The following is a 17,121-nucleotide window of genomic DNA, read 5'->3' on the forward strand; positions in this document are numbered from 1 at the left end:
GTTCGGCATGCGCATCTCCCATGGTCATCCACGAGCCGACGCCCGGCGGCAGGCGGGCCCGCTGCGGGCCGGCAGCTCCATGGCAGTCCTTTCACGGTGGCGCATCGAGTGTGCGAGCGGCGCAGGGGCCGGTCTGTACGCCAGCGTACGCAGCCGCGCTGTGTGGCCCACCGCGCAGACGCTGCGTCCCTTCCGGGTTCACGCTCGGCGCCATGAAGGTCCAGCCTGCGAACTCCGCCGACCCTGGGGCGGTGCGCGCCAACCGCCTCCTGGCCGGCCTGGCCCCGCCGGAGCGCGCCTTCCTGCTGCAGGCGTGCGAACGGGTCGAGCTGCCGGCCGGCGCCGTGCTGATGCGTCCCGGGCGGCGCGCCACGCACGCGTACTTCCCGCTCGATGCGATCGTCTCGCTCGGGGTCGGCGCGACGGGCCGGGACCACGGACTCGAGCTGGCGCTCGTCGGCGCCGAAGGCATGGTGGGCGTGCCCCTGCTGCTCGGGTCCACGGCGTCGACGCTGCGCGCCACCGTGACCCGGGCGGGCGCCGCCTGGCGTATCGCGGTGCCGGCGCTGCAGTTGCAGTTGCGCGCGGGCGAGGCGCTGCGCGGCGTCATGCGGCGCTATGTGCTGGTGTCGCTGGCGCAACTGGCCCAGGCCGCATGGTGCACGCGCCACCACAGGCTGGAGGGCCGGCTCGCGCGCTGGCTTCTGATGACGCAGGACCGCGCCCCGCGCGAGCCCATGCGGGCGACGCACGAGGAGCTCGCCGCCGCCCTGGGGGTACGCAGGGCAGGCGTCACGCAAGCGGCAGCGGCGCTGCAGGAGCGGCAACTGATCGCCTACCACCGCGGCATGCTCACGCTGGTGGACCGCGCCGGCCTGAGAGCCGCGGCCTGCGCCTGCTATGCGGCGGATTGCGCCTCGTACGCGCGTCTGATGCAGCGCAACGGGGGCGAGGCGGCCACCGGGCCGGACGTCCTGTGAAGCCCCGATGCGGGCCGGCATGGTCGACGCCTGGCCCCTTCGCAGCCGTCACGGCACGGGCCGCTGCGCCAGCAGGCGCTGGTATTCCTTGCGCACGACGGCGTAGCACTCGCAGGTCCGGCGCTCCAGGCCCGGGCGGTCCAGCACGGTGATGCGGCCGCGGCGGTAGTCGATGAGGCCCGCGCGCTGCAGCTTGAGGGCCGCCTCGGTGACCCCTTCGCGGCGCACCCCCAGCATGTTCGCTATCAGTTCCTGGGTCATCACCAGCGCATTCGACTCCAGGCGGTCGAGGCTCAGCAGCAGCCAGCGGCACAACTGCTGGTCGAGCGAGTGATGCCGGTTGCATACCGCCGTCTGCGCCATCTGCGTGATCAGGGCCTGGGTGTAGCGCAGCAGCAGGTGCAGGACCGCCGCGGACCGGTTGAACTCCTCCTTCAGGACGCGAGCCGGCATGCGCAGGCCGGCCCCCGCGCTTTGCACGACCGAGCTGCTGGGCGTGCTCTCGCCGCCCATGAACAGCGAGACGCCGACGATGCCTTCGTTGCCGACCACGGCGATTTCCGCCGAAGCGCCGTCTTCCATGACGTACAGCAGGGAGACGATCGAGGTGGTGGGGAAGTACACGTGCGACATCGCCACGCCGGACTCGGACAGCACCTGACCCAGCGGCATCGCCACGGGCTCCAGGTGGGGCTGCCAGCGCGCCCACTCCTCCGGCGGCAATGCGGCGAGCAGGCGGTTGCGGGGCGGGTCCACGGGGGCGGGCATGGGATTCTCCTGCCCCACTATAGGCTCGCGTGCGCGTTGCGCGCGCCCGCGCACCGATCGGTCCACGCGCAGCCGCCTCAGCAAGGCCCCGCGGGATCCGGCGCCGCGCGCGGGAGTTCGGCCGCCGCATCGGCCTGCGCGTTCAGCGCGCGGACTTCGCCCGCCGCGGCCGTCGAACGCGCGTGCGCGACCTGCGCCGAGCGGAAGGCGAGTGTGGCCTGCGGACTGGCCGCGCCGCTGGCGTTCACCGCCTCGGATGCGCCGGCCAGGAACTCGCCTTCCGCGCGCAGCGCCTCCTTGAGCTTCAACCGCGCGGCATCCAGCAGGCGGAGCGTTTCCAGCAGATCAGCGCGGCGCGCCATCCGGTCGTCGTCGGTGCGCAGGGGATCGGGCGGGGTCATTCGGCAATCCGGGTCCAGCCCGGCCAGGTGTTCGGCGGCCTCCAACGGGAAGCAGGCACGAAGCCTGGCCGGCGCGGCGGTCCGTGTCCGTGCGGTGGCGCACCCAGCACGCACGCCGGCGGTCGCGGGCGCGCTGCTGCGTGCCGCGGCTGCCAAAAGCGCCTACACTCCCTCGTTCCACCGAGTCGGCTTTCGTCGTGCCCCAGCCGATGGGTTCGCCCGCTCAGCCCGCATGCGCACCGCTTCCGCGAGGTGCCTCGTGCCACCCTCCCCCACCGCCGCTTCCCCGCTGCCACACGCTGCGCTGCGGCCGCGCCTGCACGACTTCCTGGTCTCGCATGCCGCCGAAATCCTGGAGGCCTGGGACGCGTTCGCGGCCACCGTGGACAACGGCGGGCTGCCGCTGGATCCGGCGGCCCTGCGCGACCACGCCGCCGAGATCCTGAAGGCGATCGCGGCGGACCTGGCGCAGCCGCAGACGGCCGCGCAGCAGGATGCCAAGGGCAAGGGCCTCGGCCCGCGCGGCACGCTGCCGACACCGGCGGAGACGCATGCGGATTTCCGCCTGCTGGCCGGCTTCGCCGTCGATGCCATGATCACCGAGTACCGCGCACTGCGCGCCAGCGTGCTGAAGATCTGGTCACGGCAGGGCGGGGGCGCCGACCCGCGGGACCTCACGGACCTGACCCGCTTCAACGAAGCCATCGACCAGGCCATCGCCGAATCGGTCGGCCGCTATACGCGGCAGACCGGGACGTCGGCGGAACTGTTCATCGGCATCCTGGGCCACGACATCCGCAACCCGCTCGGCACCATCCTGATGAGCGCGGAGAGCCTCGTGCGCTCGGGCAAGCTCACCGCGACGGCGGCTGCGCCGATCAACAATGCCGCAACGCGCATCAAGGCCATCATCGAGCAGGTGGTCGACTTCACGCGGGCGCAAGCCAGCGGCGTGATGCCGATCGAGCGCGTGCGCGGCGACCTGTCGCAGCAGCTTGCCAAGGTGGTGGATGAGACGCAGGTGCGCCATCCCACCCGCATCCTGCGGCTGGAAAGCCTCGGCGACTTCGGCGGCAGCTGGGACGAAGGCCGGATGGGCCAGCTCCTCTCCAACCTGCTGGGCAACGCGCTGGTCCATGGCTCGCCGTGGACCGAGGTGACCGTGCGCCTGTGGTCGACGCCCGCGGCCGTCTCCTTCTCGGTGCACAACTTCGGCGAGGTGATCCCGCCCGCCCAGCGGGAGCGCATCTTCCAGCCGCTGCAGCGCGGCATCGAGGAGGCCGGGCGCGGCGCGCCGCGCGAGCCGGCGGGGCTGGGGCTGGGGCTGTACATCTGCCGGGAGATCGTGCTGGCGCACGGGGGCGAGCTCACCATCGAGTCGACCGCCGAGGCGGGCACGACCTTCACGGTCAGCCTGCCGCGCCAGCACGCCTGAAGGCCCCGGGCCCCGCGGCGCATCAGCTCGGATGCCCTTCGCCGCATTCCCTCGCGGGCCCGGGAACCTGGGCCGTCCTGCGGGAGAGTGCGGCCTGGACGGCCTTCTGTTCGACGTCGCTGAGCACCTGCGCCGCGCCCGGCGGCCGCAGCGGGCCGACGAAGGACCCGGCCAGTTCCGCCAGCGCGTCCTCGTCTTCGCGTCCCGTGAACCGCACCATCAGGACGTCGTCTCCCACCACTTCGACGACCTGCGGCGGCGAACCGATCGCGTCCAGGTACCAGTAGAACCCGCCGTCGCGGAGCTCCTTCGCGTGAAGCATGATGGTGCGCAACTCCTGGCGGGCATCGGGATGACGCCACATTGCAGCCTGCAACGCGCGGGGCGGCGCGTCGGTGCGGCAGCGCACCGACCGCCGGACCTGCTGCTCGCACAGGGCCCCTGGAGCGACGTGAATCGGGAGGTCTCGCATGATGTCCGGCTTCCTGCCGCGGCATCGTTCCGGCAAGCGCGCAAGGTCCCCCGGCGCGGCACGACCCGTCTGGGCGTCGGCGCGCGGACGGCCCGCGCGGGATGCCGCGGCCGTGGCGCTCCGTTCGCTTGCGTACAGACCCGCCGTGCGCGCGCCCGGACACTCGACTCCTCGCGCAAGCCGGGCCTGCCGCCACCGCTGCAGCCCTTCCCCTCCCCGACAGGAGCGATCATGACGAACTCCACCAGCCCCTCCATCGGCCCCCAGGTCGCCGGCACGGCCGCAGCAACCCTCGACGCAGGCGCGCAGGTCCTCGACACCGGCGCGGCATCGACCGCCGAGGCACGCGGCGCGGCCCGCCGCAGGCTGGGGCACTACGCAAGCACGGCCCGCCGCTACGTCGCCGACGAGCCGGTGAAGTCGGCGCTCATCTCCGCGGCGGTGGGAGCCGCGGCGGCCATGCTGCTCCTGACGATCCTGGATGGACGGCGCGATCGCGCCTGAGGGGCCGGGGCCGCCCACGAGATGCCGCCATTCCCCGACCCGCGTGAGAACTGCCTGCTCGCGGCGCTCGGCGACGCCGAGTGGCGGCGCGTGCAGCCGCACCTGCAGCCCGTCTCCCTGGCGCTGGGGCAGGTGCTGTACTCCCCCGGCGGCGCCCTGGCACACATCGTCTTTCCCGCCACCGCCATCGTCTCGCTGCTGCAAGTGATGGAGAACGGCGCGTCCGCGGAGGTCGCCCTGGTCGGTAACGAGGGACTGGTCGGCTTTTCCCTCTTCATGGGCGGCCAGTCCACTTCCGGCGAGGCCACCGGCCCGCGATCGAGCGGCGCGCGTGCGAATGCTATGGCGTGGTGAAGAAGGAATACGACCGCCTGCTGCCGGACGCCGAGGCAACGTGAGCAGGGGCGCCGGACCCAGGCCCTGTGCGCGCCACCGTACGGACAGCCACGCGCCGGCCGGGCAACATGCGCAGGTCGCTCCCGTCACCGCGGCAGCATCGGAACCACATGACCTCGAACCGCGCATCGCCCGCCTGGCATCTCCGGTTGCCCGCGAACTCCGCCTGGCGCGGGATGCTCGGCGCCGGCGCAGCCTTCGCCCTGTTCGCCGCGACGCAGGTGCTGTGGCCGGCGGCGGGGGCGCCTGCCGCGGAAGCCCCGATGGCCCTGCAACCCCCGCTGACGGCCGCGCCGGAGCGCGTGCGTTGCCAGATGTGCGGAGTCGTCGAGGCCATCGACCGGATGGAAGCCACCGACCTGCGGCCGGCCGCGTGGGTCTTCACCGTGCGGCTGCCGGATGGATCGCTGCGGCAGAGCCACGATGCGCTGCGCGGGCGCTGGCAGGTGGGCGACGGCATGCAGTTGATCGGCGGCGACCGTACCTGGAACCTGCCGACGGAACCCGCAGCGCCGTGAAGCAGCGCGGAAAAGAAAAAGCCTGCCATCAAGCGATGGCAGGCTTTCCGCATCGGGCACCTGGTAGGACGTGCAGGATTCGAACCTGCGACCAACGGATTAAAAGTCCGCTGCTCTACCAACTGAGCTAACGTCCCAACAATTCACCACTCACATTTCGTGAGCAGCAAAGCCCGCGATTATAGCGTGCTTTTTCCGGTGCTCTTGCGTGCAGCGATGCGATCGAGCAACCAACCGGCGGCGCACTGCCCGAACGTGGCCGTCACGCTCACCACCGAACCGTAGCCGTGGCAGTTGAGCGAGCCGTCGCCTCCGATCGCGCACGACGGGTCCGGCGGGGCCACGGCTTCGCGGCTGAACACGCAGGGGATGCCGATGCGCTTGCCTTCCTTCGGCGCGCGGTGGAACTTGCGCAGGCGGTAGCGCAGCTGCGCCAGCAGCGGGTCGTGCGTGGTGCGCGCGAGGTCGTCCACGTCGACCTGGTGCGCCAGCCGCTTGCCGCCCGCCGCGCCGCAGGCGATGAAGAGCGCCTTCGTGTCGCGCGCCCACGCGGCCATGGCGGTCTTGGCCTTGAGCTCGTCGCAGGCATCGATGACGGCGTCGACGCCGGGCGGCAGCAGCGCGGGCCAGTTGTCCGGCTCCACGAACTCCTCGATGGCATGGACGGCGCAGCCCGGATGGATCTGCGCGATGCGGTCGCGCATCGCCAGCACCTTGGCCTGGCCGAGCGTGCCGGCCAGCGCGTGGACCTGGCGGTTGATGTTGGACTCGGCGACGTGGTCGAGGTCGATGAGGGTCAGGGCGCCCACGCCGCTGCGCGCGAGCGCCTCGGCGGCCCAGGACCCGACGCCGCCGATGCCCACCACGGCCACGTGCGCGCGGCGGATCGCCGCGGCACCCTCCATGCCGTACAGGCGCTCCAGCCCGCCGAAGCGCCGCTGCAGGTCCGCGGCCTCGTCCAGGTGCGTCATGCGGCGGGCGGACGCGTCAACGCAGGCGCGCGAGGCGCTCCCGCGCGGCGCTGGCCGCCTCGGACTGCGGATAGGCCTTGACCAGGTCGTCCAGCGTGCGGCGGGCGCTCGCGTTGTCCTTCAGCTCGATCTGGCAGTTCGCGATGGACAGCACGGCCTCCGGCGCGCGCGGATGGTCCGGCGCCTGCTGCAGCAGCGCGCGGAAGTTCGCGATGGCGCCGCGGTAGTCGCGGTTGGCGTACTGCGCATTGCCCAGCCAGAACAGCGCCGTGGGACGGTAGCCGCTGCCGGGGTACTTGCGCACGAAGTCGCCGAACCCGGCCTGCGCCGCGGTGAAGTCGCCGCGGCGGAAGGCGCCCAGGGCTGCTTCGAACTCGCGCTGCTCCGCGGGGTCGGCGGAGAACTCCTTGCCGTCCACCGTGACCTGCACGGGTTCGAACTTGCGCAGGCGGTCGTCGACACCCTGCTGGATGTCGCGCTGGCGCTTCTGCAGGTCCGCGAGGTCGCGCGCGAGCTGCTCGTCGCTGCCGCGCATGCGTGCCATCTCGGCGCGCACCATCTCGATCTGGTTCTGCAGTTCGAGCAGGCTGCGCCGCAGGCCGGCGTTCTCCTCGTTCGCGCGCCGCAGCTCCTCGCGCTGCTGCTGCAGCTGCTGCCGCAGGTCGAGGATGGCGCGGCGGGCCTCGTCGTCCTCGAACAGCGCCGCCTGCGCGGTGGCGGTGAAGAGGGACGCGGCGACGAGCGCGGCCGCGAGCGCGGAACGTTTCAGCGCCTTCATCGGTAGGCGATCTCGGCGCGGCGGTTCTGCGCCCAGGCGGTTTCGTCGGCGCCTTGGGCGGCCGGCTTCTCCTTGCCGAAGCTCACGGCCTCGACCTGCGCGTCGCGGACGCCGAGCAGTTCGAGCGCGCGGCGCACGGCCTCGGAGCGCTTCTGGCCCAGCGCCAGGTTGTACTCGCGGCCGCCGCGCTCGTCGGTGTGGCCTTCGATCACCACGTGGCGGGCGCCGTTCTGCTTCAGGAACTGCGCATGCGCCTCGATGGCCCGCTGGAACTCGGGCTTGATGACGTAGCTGTCGTAGTCGAAGTAGATGACGCGCGCCACGTTCACCGGGCCGGCCTGGCTGGAAGCGGCCGTGTCGGCCTGGACCGGCTGCACCTGGGTCTGCCCGCCCGCGCCGGGGGTGACCGCGGCGCCGGTGCGGCCCGCACGGTCTTCGACCGGGACGTCGTCGAGTTTCACGCCACTGGCGCAACCCGCCAGTGCGGCCGCGAAAGCCGCAGCCAGCAACAGGGACTGCTTCATTCCTGAGTTCTCCACAAAGTTCAACGTTGGAAAGGACCCCAGTCGGGTTCACGGATGTCGCCGCCCTTGCCGGGCAGGCGGGCCTTGATCTTGCCGTCCAGGGTGGTGGTCATCAGGGCTTCGGCCGCACCTTGCCGCGTGGCATAGATGATCAGCCGGCCATTGGGAGCGAAGCTCGGGCTTTCGTCGGCCGTGCTGTCCGTGAGGGACTGGACATTGCCGGTCGCGAGTTCCATCACCTGCAGCTTGAAGGCGCCGCCAACGCGGGAAATGTAGGCGAGCCACCTTCCGTCCGGGCTGAGCGCCGGCGAAATGTTGTAAGTCCCTGTAAAGGTCACGCGCTGCGCCTCGCCGCCCGTCGCGGGCATCCGGTAGATCTGCGGCGCGCCGCCGCGGTCGCTCACGAAGTAGATGCTGCGGCCGTCGGCGGAATACAGGGGTTCGGTGTCGATGCTGCCGGACTGCGTGAGCCGGCGCGGCTCGCCGCCGCCGGCGCTGATGGTGTACAGCTGCGAGCCGCCGTCGCGGGTGAGCGTCACGGCGAGCGTGCGGCCGTCGGGCGACCACGCCGGGGCGCTGTTGGAGCCGCGGAAGTTGGCGATCAGGCGGCGGTTGCCCGTGGCGATGTCGTGCACGTACACCACCGGCTTGCGCGACTCGAAGGACACGTACGCGAGCTGGCGCCCGTTGGCGGACCAGGCCGGAGAGATGATCGGCTCGGTGCTCGCCAGCGCGGACTGCGCGTTCTCGCCGTCGGCGTCCGCCACCCAGAGGTTGTAGCGGGGGCCGGCCTTGGTCACGTAGGCGATGCGCGTGGAGAACACGCCTTTCTCGCCCGTGAGCTTCTCGTAGATCATGTCCGCGATGCGGTGGGCCGCCAGCCGCAGGTCGGCGGCGACGACCACGAAGCCGTCGGCCGCGAGGCTCTGGCCGCGCACCACGTCCCACAGGCGGAAGCGCACGTCATACCGCCCATCGGCCAGGCGGGAGGCGCTGCCCACCGCCAGCGCGTCGGCGGTCTTCTGGCGCCAGGGCGCGAGGTCGGGGCGGCTGGTCTCGTCGAGGCCGGCGCCGCCGGCAGGATCGATGGCGCGGAACTGGCCGCTGCGCTCCAGGTCCGCCTGCACGATGGACGCGAGCTTCTGGGGCAGTTCGCCTTCGCCGCGGAAGGGGACGACCGCGATCGGCAGCTGGGTGAGGCCGACGCCGGTCACTTCCACCCGGAACTGGGCGAGCGCGGGCCCGGCGGCGGCCGCGCCGGCCACGGCGAGCCAGCCGCGCCGGTTGAGGGAATTCGTGGACGACATGCTGCTTTGTTCTCGGTTCATCGGTTCAGTTCAGTCACGACGACATCCTTTGCACGGGCGGCCTCCGCCAGGCCCGACTCGGCCCGAATGATGCCCGTTTTCATGCGGGCCAGGACGCGCTCGTGGTTGGCCTGCTCGCCCTCCCGGCTGCTTTCGCGGTGCCAGAGGTGGAAGACCTCGGTGCCCAGGAAGCCGTTCTTGCGCCGGCTGCCGTGGTGGTGCAGGCGCAGCACGAGGTCCGCATCCTCGTGCCCCCACCCGGAATATATTTCATCAAATCCATTCACCGCCTCGAAGTCGCGCCAGGGCAACGCGAAGTTGCAGCTGCGGATGCCCTTCCACCGGAAACGTTCCTCGATGCGAAACGGCGCACCGGCCCACGCGGCGAGATGCGTCAACTTGTTCACGTCGCCGGCGAGGCGCAGGCGCAGCCAGTCCGCGGCGCCCAGTCTGGAGAGGTCGACCCGGCCTTCGACCGCCTCGCGCGTGAGCTCCGGGCTCAGGAGCACCCGGCTGCCGTTCACGAAGCACCCGGGCTGCGCCAGTTGCGCGTGCAGGCGCACGAAGTGGGGCGTGGGCACGCAGTCGCCGTCCATGAAGACGACGTAGTCGGCTCCGGCATGCGCCGCCCCGAGGTTGCGCGAACGGCTCGCGGTGAAGCCCACGTCCGGCTGCCACACGTGGCGCACCGGACAGGAAAAGCGCGGCAGGCCCGCCCGCAGCATTTCCACGTGGTCGCTGCGCGAGCCGTCGTCGGCGATCACGACGACATGGTCCCCGCCGCATTGCGGCGCGAGCGAGCGCAGCACCGCGAGGAGCGCGTCGGCCCGGTTGTAGGTGAGGACGACGAAGGCCGTCCGCATGCGCTTCAGCGCTGTTCCCCCTGGCATTGCAGGAGCCACAGCTTCACGTAGCGGTAGTACGTGCCTTCGGCGTTGGAGACGGCCAGCATGAAGCCCCAGCGGCCGTCCAGGAAGCCCAGCTGCAGGAAGTAGGTCCGGATGAAGCTCCACAGGCCGTGGCCGATGGCCGCGCCCAGCGAGCCCTTGCGGCCGGCCGTCACCATGTCGCGCGCATTGGCGCTGGAGTAGCGGTTCAGCTTCTCCAGCACGGACTCCATCGTGCGGAAGCTGTAGTGCACGATGGGCTCCTTCAGCGTGCCGGTGGGGCCGTCGATCTTCAGGTGCGCGTGCAGGTAGTGCTCGGTGAAGCGGCCCTTGCCACGGCGGGCGAGCCGCCACGTGTGGTCGGGCGTCCAGCCACCGTGCTTCATGAAGCGGCCGCAATACATGGAGGTGCGCGGCACGCGGAAGCCGTCGCGGTCGGTGTCCGCGATGGCGGCGCGGATCTCCGCCGCCAGCGCGGGCGTGATGCGCTCGTCGGCGTCGAGGGAGAAGAACCAGTCGCTCGTGACGAGGTCGATGGCGCGGTTGTTCTGCGGGCCGTAGCCGGGCCAGTCCGGCGTGGTGACCACTCTCGCGCCCTCGGCGCGGGCCAGTTCGGCCGTGCCGTCGGTGCTGGCGGAATCGAGCACGATCACTTCGTCGGCGAAGCGGCAGGAGCGCACGCAGTCGACGATGTTGGCCGCCTCGTTCTTCGCGAGGATCGTGACGGTGAGCGTCGTCATCCGCGGGGGGCCCGTCCGCACCGTGCCTCGCCGGCCGGGCCACCCCGGACTTTGCAGGATAATTCGCGCATGACTGCCGATTATGCCCGCGCCCTCCGCCGTGCCTGACGCCGCCGCGGCGCCCGCCGGTGCGCAGGTGCCGCCCTCCCCGCCTCCCGAATCCCAGAGCCTGGTGCAACGCGTGCGCCGGGTGTTCCCCTACATCTCCCACGTGCGGCGCATGTGGGTCGTGGTGCTGGTCGCGACCGTGATCGGCGCGGCGACGGAACCCGCCATGCCCGCGCTCATGAAGCCGTTCCTGGACAAGGGCTTCGTGCAGGGCAGCTTCAACCTGTGGCTGGTGCCGGCGGCGCTGCTGCTGCTGTTCGCCGTGCGCGGCGGCTCCGGCTTCATCGCCGACGTGGCGCTGGCGAAGATCGCCAACGAAGGCATGTTCACGCTGCGGCAGGCGCTGTTCGGGCGCCTCCTCGACGCGAAGATGGACCTGTTCGCGCGCGAGTCGGCCAGTTCGCTCTCCAACAGCATCGTGCACGAGGTGCAGAACGCGCTCACCCTGCTGGTGAACGCGCTCACGGGCCTGGTGAAGGACAGCCTCGCGCTCGCCGCGCTGCTGGTGTACCTCATCTACCTGAACTGGCAGCTCACGCTTGTGGTCGGCATCATGGCGCCCGCCGTGGCCTGGCTGATGCGCACGGCGTCGCGCCGCCTCTACCGCCTGGCCAAGAGCAGCCAGGCCGCGACGATCTCGCTGTCGTATGCGGTGGAGGAGAACGTGCTTGCGAACCGCATCGTGCGCCTGCACGAGGCGCAGCCGGCGCAGGCCAGCCGCTTCCGCGAACTCAGCGAGACGCTGCGCCGCCTGGCCATGAAATCCGCGGTGGCGCAGGCGCTCATCACGCCCACCATGCACATGCTCGCGGCGGCGGCGCTGTCGATCGTGATCATGATCGCGCTGTGGCAGAGCCGCAGCGACATGACCGTCGGCTCCTTCGCCGCCTTCGTCGCGGCGATGCTGATGCTGATCGCGCCCGTGAAGCGCCTGTCCGAGGTCACGAGCCCCATCACCCGCGCGCTCGCCGTGCTGGAGCGCTCCTTCGACCTGGTGGAACAGGTCCCGGCCGAGAGCGGCGGCAGCTACGCCCCGGCCCGCGCCCGCGGCCAGCTCGAGCTGCGCGGCATCACCGTGCAATACCCCGGCGCCGCGCGCCCCGCCCTGCACGACGTGACGCTGGACATCGCGCCCGCCGAAGTGGTGGCGCTGGTCGGGCCTTCGGGTTCCGGCAAGACGACGCTCGCCAACCTGCTGCCCCGCTTCGTCGAGATCGGCGAGGGCCGGCTGCTGCTCGATGGCCACGACATCCGCGATTGGGACCTGCACGCGCTGCGACGGCAGTTCGCCATGGTCAGCCAGGACGTGGTGATGTTCAACGACACGCTCGCCGCCAACGTGGCGCTCGGGCAGGAGGTGGACGAGGCCCGCGTGCGCCACGCGCTCGAGGCCGCGAACCTCGGCGCGCTGGTGGCGCAGCTGCCGCAAGGCATCGCCACGCCGGTGGGCCACAACGCCGCCATGCTGTCCGGCGGCCAGCGCCAGCGCCTGGCCATCGCCCGCGCCGTCTACAAGGACGCGCCGCTGCTGATCCTGGACGAGGCGACCTCCGCCCTCGACAACGAATCCGAACGCCTGGTGCAGGAAGCGCTGCAGCGGCTGATGGCGGGCCGCACCTGCATCATCATCGCGCACCGCCTCTCCACCATCGAGCACGCGGACCGCGTCGTGGTCCTGGACCACGGGCGCGTGGCGGAGTCGGGTCCGCACGCGGAGCTGATCGCCGCCGGCGGGCTCTATGCGCGGCTGCACTCGCTGCAGCGCTCCGGCGTCGAGGCATGAAGACCGGCGAGGTGCGCAGCATCCTCGTGGTGGTGACGCGGCAGATCGGCGACGTGCTGTTGACGACCCCCTTGATCGCGGCGGCGCACGAGCGCTGGCCGGCGGCGCGCATCGACGTGCTGGCCTTCGCCGGCACGGGCGGCATGTTGCACGGCAATCCTGCCGTCTCCGGCGTGATCGAAGTGCCGGCGCGCCTGGGCTGGGCGGGGGGATGGCGGCTGCTGAAGCGCCTGTTCCGCCGCTACGACCTCGGCCTCGTCGCGCAGCCCAGCGACCGCGCGCACCTGTTGGCGCTCGTGGCCGCGCGCGTGCGCAGCGGCCTCGTGCCGGAGGAAGGCGGCAGCAACTGGTGGAAGAAGGCGCTGCTGCGGCATGCGGTGCCCATCGCGGGCGACCGCGGCGAGGTGCACGTCGTCGCGGAGAAGATGGAGCTGCTCGCCCCGTGGGTCGACCCCCTGCCGGCGCCGCGGGTGGTGCCGCCCGCCGGCGGCGACCTGCCCGCGGACGTGCAGGCACGGCTCGGGCCGCGGCCCGTCGTCGTGCACGCGCCCTCGATGTGGGCGTACAAGCAGTGGCCGCTGGCGCAGTACCGGGAACTGGTGGCCGGCCTGCTTGCCGCGGGCCACCAGGTGGTGCTCACCGGCAGCGGCAGCGCGCGCGACCAGGAATGCGTCGCGGCGCTGCGCGACCTGGGCACGGCGCCGGCCTTGCTGGACGTGTCCGGCCGCCTCGATTTCACGCAGGTGCGCACGCTGCTGTCCCGCGCCGCGCTCTACATCGGCCCGGACACGTCGGTGTCACACCTGGCCGCGAGCGTCGGCGTGCCGGTGCTCGCCGTCTTCGGCCCCACGAACCCGCAGCGCTGGGCGCCGTGGCCGGCGCAGGCGCAAGGCGACACGCGCTTCGCGCGCGTGGTTCCCATCCAGCAGGTGGGCAACGTCACCCTGTTCCAGGGTTCGCAGGACTGCGTGCCCTGCGGCCGCGCCGGCTGCGACGACCACCTCCACAGCCGCAGCGAATGCCTGGAATCCATTCCGGCCCAACGGGTCCTGCAGGAGGCGCTGCGCCGCCTATGAGCACGATCAACGACCTCGTCGATGCGGTGTACGTGCTGTCGGTGCGCAGCTTCGCGCAGCGGCATGCGCACATCGAGCGCGAGCTCGCGCGCCACGGCATAGCGTTCCGCTTCATGTTCGACCACGACGCGGCCACCATGGACCCCGCGCTCGTCGCGGCGACCTTCGCGCCCTCCGACATGCGCGCCGCGCACCAGTCGCTGGTGCTGAAGAACATCCAGGTCTGGCGCGAAGCCGTCGCGCACGGGTGGCGGCGCGTGCTGGTGCTGGAGGACGACGCCGTCCTGGCGCCGGACTTCGCCGCCCGCTTCGCCGAAGCGATGCGGGCCGCCGACGCCCTCGCGCCCGGATGGCTGGTGTTCCTGGGCGGCCTGGACACCAAGGTCCCCGACAGCTACCTGCTCGCGCGCGGCCCGCTCGTCGCCATGCCGCTGGCCACCGCGGAAGGCTGCGTGCACGACCTCGAGGCGATGCGCCGCCGCCTGGCCTGGCTGGAGCGCAACAAGGTGACGCTCGCCGCCGACCACCTGATGCAGCGCATCGACCGCGAGTGCGGCACGGCGCAGTACTGGCTGCGCCACCCGATCGTCGAACAGGGCAGCGTCGTCGGCCTGTTCGACAGCGTCCTCGACGCGCAGCGGCTGAAGCACAGCCGCGCCTTCAACATCCTGCGCAACCGCTGGAACAAGTTCCAGCGCCGGCGCCTGCGCGAGTGGCGTCTGCGCCTGCTCCTGCGACTCGGTCTCCGCAAGCCATGATCCCTGCCCCCGCCCGTCCCTCCTCCCCGGTTCAGCCCGTGGCGATCGCCCGCTGGCTGCTGGTGGTCGCGGTCGTCGCGCTGATGGTCTCGCCGCCGCTCACCAACACCTGCGAGTTCCTGGTGGTGCTGCTCGTCCTCTTCTCGCGCGACCTGCGCCAGCGGCTGTGGGCGACCTTGCGGCAGCCGATGGCGCTGGCGGCGCTGGCCTTCTTCCTCGTCCTGGCGATCGCCATCACGTACAGCGCCGCGCCGGCGCACGAGGGGCTCGTGGCGCTGGGCTCCTGGCGCAAGCTGCTCTTCCTGCCCATCGCCATGAGCCTCTTCGACGAACCCGCGGCGAAGCGGCAGATGGCGGCGGGCCTGGTCGCGGCCGCCTCGCTGCTGGCGGTGGTCTCCTTCGTGTCCTTCGGGCTGGACATCCGCTTCTTCCCGAACGACTTTGCCGGCATCGTCGCGCGCAACCACGGCACCCAGGGCATGCTGTTCGCCGCGGCGGCGTTCGCGGCGGCCTGCCTGGCCACCGAACCGCGCGCGGGCCGCTGGCGCGCCGCGCTGCTGGCCGCGGCCGCGTTCCTCGCGCTCAACGTGGTCGTGGTCGGCCAGGCCCGCAGCGGCTACCTCGTGCTGCTGGCCTGCATGGCGCTCTTCGCATGGAACAGCGCCTGGTTCGGGCGCACCGGCACGGCCGGCAAGTTGGCCGCCACCGCCGCCGCCGTGCTGCTGACCGCGGGCGCCCTCGTCGCGAGCCCGCAGTCGCGCGACCGCGTGCAGGAGGCGCTGAACGAGGCGCTGAACTACGACACGCACACGACCGTCACGTCCATGGGCATGCGGCCCATCTTCTGGATCAACACCGTCTCGCTGATCGAGCAGCGGCCGGTGTTCGGGTGGGGCACGGCCAGCTTCGAGCACGTCTACCTCACCACCATCGTGGGCCGCACGGGCGTCGCCGCCACCCCCGCGGCCGATCCGCACAACCAGTTCATGAAGATCGCCGCGGAACAGGGCGTCGTCGGCCTCGCCGTGTTCCTCGCGCTGCTCGCCGCCTCGCTGCGCCAGCCCGCATCGGCGCCCTGGCGGCTGCTGGGGCTCGGCGTGCTCGCGTCCTGGTGCCTCACCAGCATGGCGAGCTCGCACTTCTCCACCTTCGCCGAAGGCACTTTCCTCTACATGTGGGTCGGGGCCATGCTTGCGCGGGAGCGCGAAGGCGCGCCCGCGGGCTGAACGGCCTCAGAGCAGCACGATGTCGTACTGCTCGGGCCCCATGGCGGACTCGCTCTGCAGCGAGATCGGCTTGCCGATGAAGTCCGACAGCCCGGCGAGGTGCTGGCTCTCCTCGTCGAGGAACAGCTCGATCACCTTGGGCGCCGCGATCACGCGGTATTCGCGCGGGTTGAACTGGCGCGCCTCGCGCAGGATCTCGCGCAGGATGTCGTAGGCCACCGTGCGCGGCGTGCGCACCGTGCCCTTGCCCATGCACGAGGGACAGGGCTCGCACAGCATGTGCGCGAGCGATTCGCGCGTGCGCTTGCGCGTCATCTCCACCAGCCCCAGCTGCGAGAAGCCGCCGGACATGGTCTTCACGCGGTCGCGGGCGAGCTGCTTGCGGAACTCCGAGAGCACCGCCTCGCGGTGGTCCTCGCGCTGCATGTCGATGAAGTCGACGATGATGATGCCCCCCAGGTTGCGCAGGCGCAGCTGCCGCGCGATGGCCTGCGCGGCCTCCAGGTTGGTCTTGAAGATCGTCTCGTCGAAGTTGCGCGAGCCGACGTAGCCGCCGGTGTTGACGTCGATCGTGGTCAGCGCCTCGGTCTGGTCGACGATGAGGTAGCCGCCCGACTTGAGGTCCACGCGGCGGCTGAGCGCGCGCTCGATCTCCTCGTCCACCGAGTACAGGTCGAAGATGGGGCGCTCGCCCTTGTAAAGCTGCAGCTTCGCGGCGGCGGCCGGCATGAACTCGCGCCCGAAGTCGGAGAGCAGCGCGAACTGCTCGCGCGAGTCGATGCGGATCGTCTGCGTCCCGTCGGTCACGAGGTCGCGCAGCACGCGCTGCAGCAGATTCAGGTCCTGGTGCAGCAGAGAAGGCGGCGGCAGCCGCGTGGCCGTCTCGCGGATGCGCGCCCAGGTCTTGCGCAGGTAGGCGATGTCCTCCGCCAGCTCCGCGTCGCTCGCCTCCTCGCCGTTGGTGCGCAGGATGAAGCCGCCGCCTTCCGGTCCCACGAGCTTGTTCAGGCGGCGCCGCAGCGCGTCGCGCTGGTCCGCCGGGATCTTCTGCGACACGCCGACGTGGTCGTCCTGCGGCAGGAACACCAGCAGCCGGCCGGCGATGCTGACCTGCGTGGACAGGCGCGCGCCCTTGGTGCCGATCGGGTCCTTGATCACCTGCACCATGAGCGCCTGGCCTTCGAACACCTGCTTCTCGATCGGCACCTGCGGCTGGCCGTTGCGCGCCACGGCGGGCGGCTCGCCCTCGGGCTGGCGCTGCCACACGTCCGCGACGTGCAGGAAGGCAGCCCGTTCCAGGCCCATGTCGATGAAGGCCGACTGCATGCCCGGAAGCACGCGCGCCACCTTGCCGAGGTAGATGTTCCCCACCAGCCCGCGCTCGAGCGTCCGCTCGACGTGCAGTTCCTGCACGGCGCCGTTCTCGACGATCGCCACCCGCGTTTCCTGCGGCGACCAGTTCACCAGGATGTCCTGCTGCATCTTCTTG

Annotated in this window: 19 protein-coding genes and 1 tRNA gene; 9 read left to right on the top strand and 11 right to left on the bottom strand. The window is 71.5% G+C overall.

Annotated elements, in window-relative coordinates; translation table 11 throughout:
* Positions 1 to 212 precede the first annotated feature (212 nt).
* A complete protein-coding gene (locus H8N03_RS20450; RefSeq protein WP_187078080.1) occupies positions 213 to 980 on the top strand; it encodes a Crp/Fnr family transcriptional regulator in 768 nt (255 codons plus the stop codon).
* 48 nt (positions 981 to 1,028) lie between these two features.
* On the opposite strand, the gene H8N03_RS20455 is transcribed toward H8N03_RS20450, so the two are convergent.
* Together H8N03_RS20455 and H8N03_RS20460 are read right to left on the bottom strand one after the other, a co-directional pair.
* Positions 1,029 to 1,748 (bottom strand): Crp/Fnr family transcriptional regulator, encoded by a 720-nt coding sequence (locus H8N03_RS20455; RefSeq protein WP_187078081.1) that lies wholly within the window; start codon positions 1,746 to 1,748, stop codon positions 1,029 to 1,031.
* 77 nt (positions 1,749 to 1,825) lie between these two features.
* Complete coding sequence (locus tag H8N03_RS20460) at positions 1,826 to 2,194, bottom strand: hypothetical protein (RefSeq protein WP_187078082.1); 369 nt, start codon at positions 2,192 to 2,194, stop codon at positions 1,826 to 1,828.
* Positions 2,195 to 2,408: 214 nt separating this feature from the next.
* Between H8N03_RS20460 and H8N03_RS20465 the strand changes: the two genes are divergently transcribed.
* On the top strand, positions 2,409 to 3,584 hold the full coding sequence (locus H8N03_RS20465) for an ATP-binding protein (protein ID WP_187078083.1): 1,176 nt from the start codon (positions 2,409 to 2,411) through the stop codon (positions 3,582 to 3,584).
* A gap of 22 nt (positions 3,585 to 3,606) precedes the next feature.
* Here H8N03_RS20465 and H8N03_RS20470 read toward each other — a convergent pair whose 3' ends face one another.
* Positions 3,607 to 3,906: a hypothetical protein gene (locus H8N03_RS20470; protein WP_187078084.1), complete on the bottom strand. Its 300-nt coding sequence runs from the start codon at positions 3,904 to 3,906 to the stop codon at positions 3,607 to 3,609.
* A gap of 381 nt (positions 3,907 to 4,287) precedes the next feature.
* Here H8N03_RS20470 and H8N03_RS20475 point away from each other — a divergent pair, with 381 nt between their 5' ends.
* The 3 genes from H8N03_RS20475 (at position 4,288) to H8N03_RS20485 (ending at position 5,474) form a co-directional block, all read left to right on the top strand.
* Positions 4,288 to 4,560: a hypothetical protein gene (locus H8N03_RS20475; protein ID WP_187078085.1), complete on the top strand. Its 273-nt coding sequence runs from the start codon at positions 4,288 to 4,290 to the stop codon at positions 4,558 to 4,560.
* Positions 4,561 to 4,581: 21 nt separating this feature from the next.
* Positions 4,582 to 4,914: a cyclic nucleotide-binding domain-containing protein gene (locus H8N03_RS20480; RefSeq protein WP_187078086.1), complete on the top strand. Its 333-nt coding sequence runs from the start codon at positions 4,582 to 4,584 to the stop codon at positions 4,912 to 4,914.
* Between the two features lie 152 nt (positions 4,915 to 5,066).
* On the top strand, positions 5,067 to 5,474 hold the full coding sequence (locus H8N03_RS20485) for a hypothetical protein (protein ID WP_187078087.1): 408 nt from the start codon (positions 5,067 to 5,069) through the stop codon (positions 5,472 to 5,474).
* A 61-nt stretch (positions 5,475 to 5,535) separates the two neighbouring features.
* On the opposite strand, the gene H8N03_RS20490 is transcribed toward H8N03_RS20485, so the two are convergent.
* The 7 genes from H8N03_RS20490 to H8N03_RS20520 all read right to left on the bottom strand — a co-directional run bounded on the left by H8N03_RS20490 (position 5,536) and on the right by H8N03_RS20520 (position 10,681).
* Positions 5,536 to 5,611 (bottom strand) — tRNA-Lys (locus H8N03_RS20490).
* A 42-nt stretch (positions 5,612 to 5,653) separates the two neighbouring features.
* Positions 5,654 to 6,445: a tRNA threonylcarbamoyladenosine dehydratase gene (locus H8N03_RS20495; protein ID WP_187078088.1), complete on the bottom strand. Its 792-nt coding sequence runs from the start codon at positions 6,443 to 6,445 to the stop codon at positions 5,654 to 5,656.
* Between the two features lie 16 nt (positions 6,446 to 6,461).
* Entirely contained in the window at positions 6,462 to 7,223 is a 762-nt protein-coding gene (gene ybgF / locus H8N03_RS20500; RefSeq protein WP_187078089.1) for a tol-pal system protein YbgF, read from the bottom strand.
* Positions 7,220 to 7,747 (bottom strand): peptidoglycan-associated lipoprotein Pal, encoded by a 528-nt coding sequence (pal, locus tag H8N03_RS20505; protein WP_187078090.1) that lies wholly within the window; start codon positions 7,745 to 7,747, stop codon positions 7,220 to 7,222. The genes ybgF and pal overlap by 4 nt, the downstream gene beginning before the upstream one ends.
* 20 nt (positions 7,748 to 7,767) lie before the next feature.
* Entirely contained in the window at positions 7,768 to 9,054 is a 1,287-nt protein-coding gene (gene tolB / locus H8N03_RS20510; protein WP_435531677.1) for a Tol-Pal system beta propeller repeat protein TolB, read from the bottom strand.
* 17 nt (positions 9,055 to 9,071) lie between these two features.
* The gene (locus tag H8N03_RS20515; RefSeq protein WP_187078092.1) at positions 9,072 to 9,917 is read right to left on the bottom strand and encodes a glycosyltransferase; all 846 of its coding nucleotides are present in this window, start codon (positions 9,915 to 9,917) and stop codon (positions 9,072 to 9,074) included.
* Between the two features lie 5 nt (positions 9,918 to 9,922).
* Positions 9,923 to 10,681 (bottom strand): glycosyltransferase family 2 protein, encoded by a 759-nt coding sequence (locus H8N03_RS20520; RefSeq protein WP_187078093.1) that lies wholly within the window; start codon positions 10,679 to 10,681, stop codon positions 9,923 to 9,925.
* Between the two features lie 82 nt (positions 10,682 to 10,763).
* Between H8N03_RS20520 and msbA the strand changes: the two genes are divergently transcribed.
* The 4 genes from msbA to H8N03_RS26660 are packed head-to-tail and all read left to right on the top strand — an operon-like array spanning position 10,764 to position 15,632.
* Entirely contained in the window at positions 10,764 to 12,572 is a 1,809-nt protein-coding gene (msbA, locus tag H8N03_RS20525; RefSeq protein ID WP_187078094.1) for a lipid A export permease/ATP-binding protein MsbA, read from the top strand.
* Complete coding sequence (locus tag H8N03_RS20530) at positions 12,569 to 13,648, top strand: glycosyltransferase family 9 protein (protein ID WP_187078095.1); 1,080 nt, start codon at positions 12,569 to 12,571, stop codon at positions 13,646 to 13,648. Before msbA ends, H8N03_RS20530 begins: the two co-directional genes overlap by 4 nt.
* Positions 13,645 to 14,406, top strand: coding sequence for a glycosyltransferase family 25 protein (locus H8N03_RS20535; protein WP_187078096.1), 762 nt, complete (start codon positions 13,645 to 13,647; stop codon positions 14,404 to 14,406). Before H8N03_RS20530 ends, H8N03_RS20535 begins: the two co-directional genes overlap by 4 nt.
* A gap of 38 nt (positions 14,407 to 14,444) precedes the next feature.
* Positions 14,445 to 15,632, top strand: coding sequence for an O-antigen ligase family protein (locus H8N03_RS26660; protein WP_187078097.1), 1,188 nt, complete (start codon positions 14,445 to 14,447; stop codon positions 15,630 to 15,632).
* Between the two features lie 6 nt (positions 15,633 to 15,638).
* On the opposite strand, the gene rng is transcribed toward H8N03_RS26660, so the two are convergent.
* On the bottom strand, positions 15,639 to 17,114 hold the full coding sequence (gene rng / locus H8N03_RS20545; RefSeq protein ID WP_187078098.1) for a ribonuclease G: 1,476 nt from the start codon (positions 17,112 to 17,114) through the stop codon (positions 15,639 to 15,641).
* Between the last annotated feature and the right edge of the window lie 7 nt (positions 17,115 to 17,121).

Origin of the sequence: Ramlibacter cellulosilyticus (assembly GCF_014297465.1) — a bacterium.
GTDB lineage: Bacteria > Pseudomonadota > Gammaproteobacteria > Burkholderiales > Burkholderiaceae_C > Ramlibacter > Ramlibacter cellulosilyticus.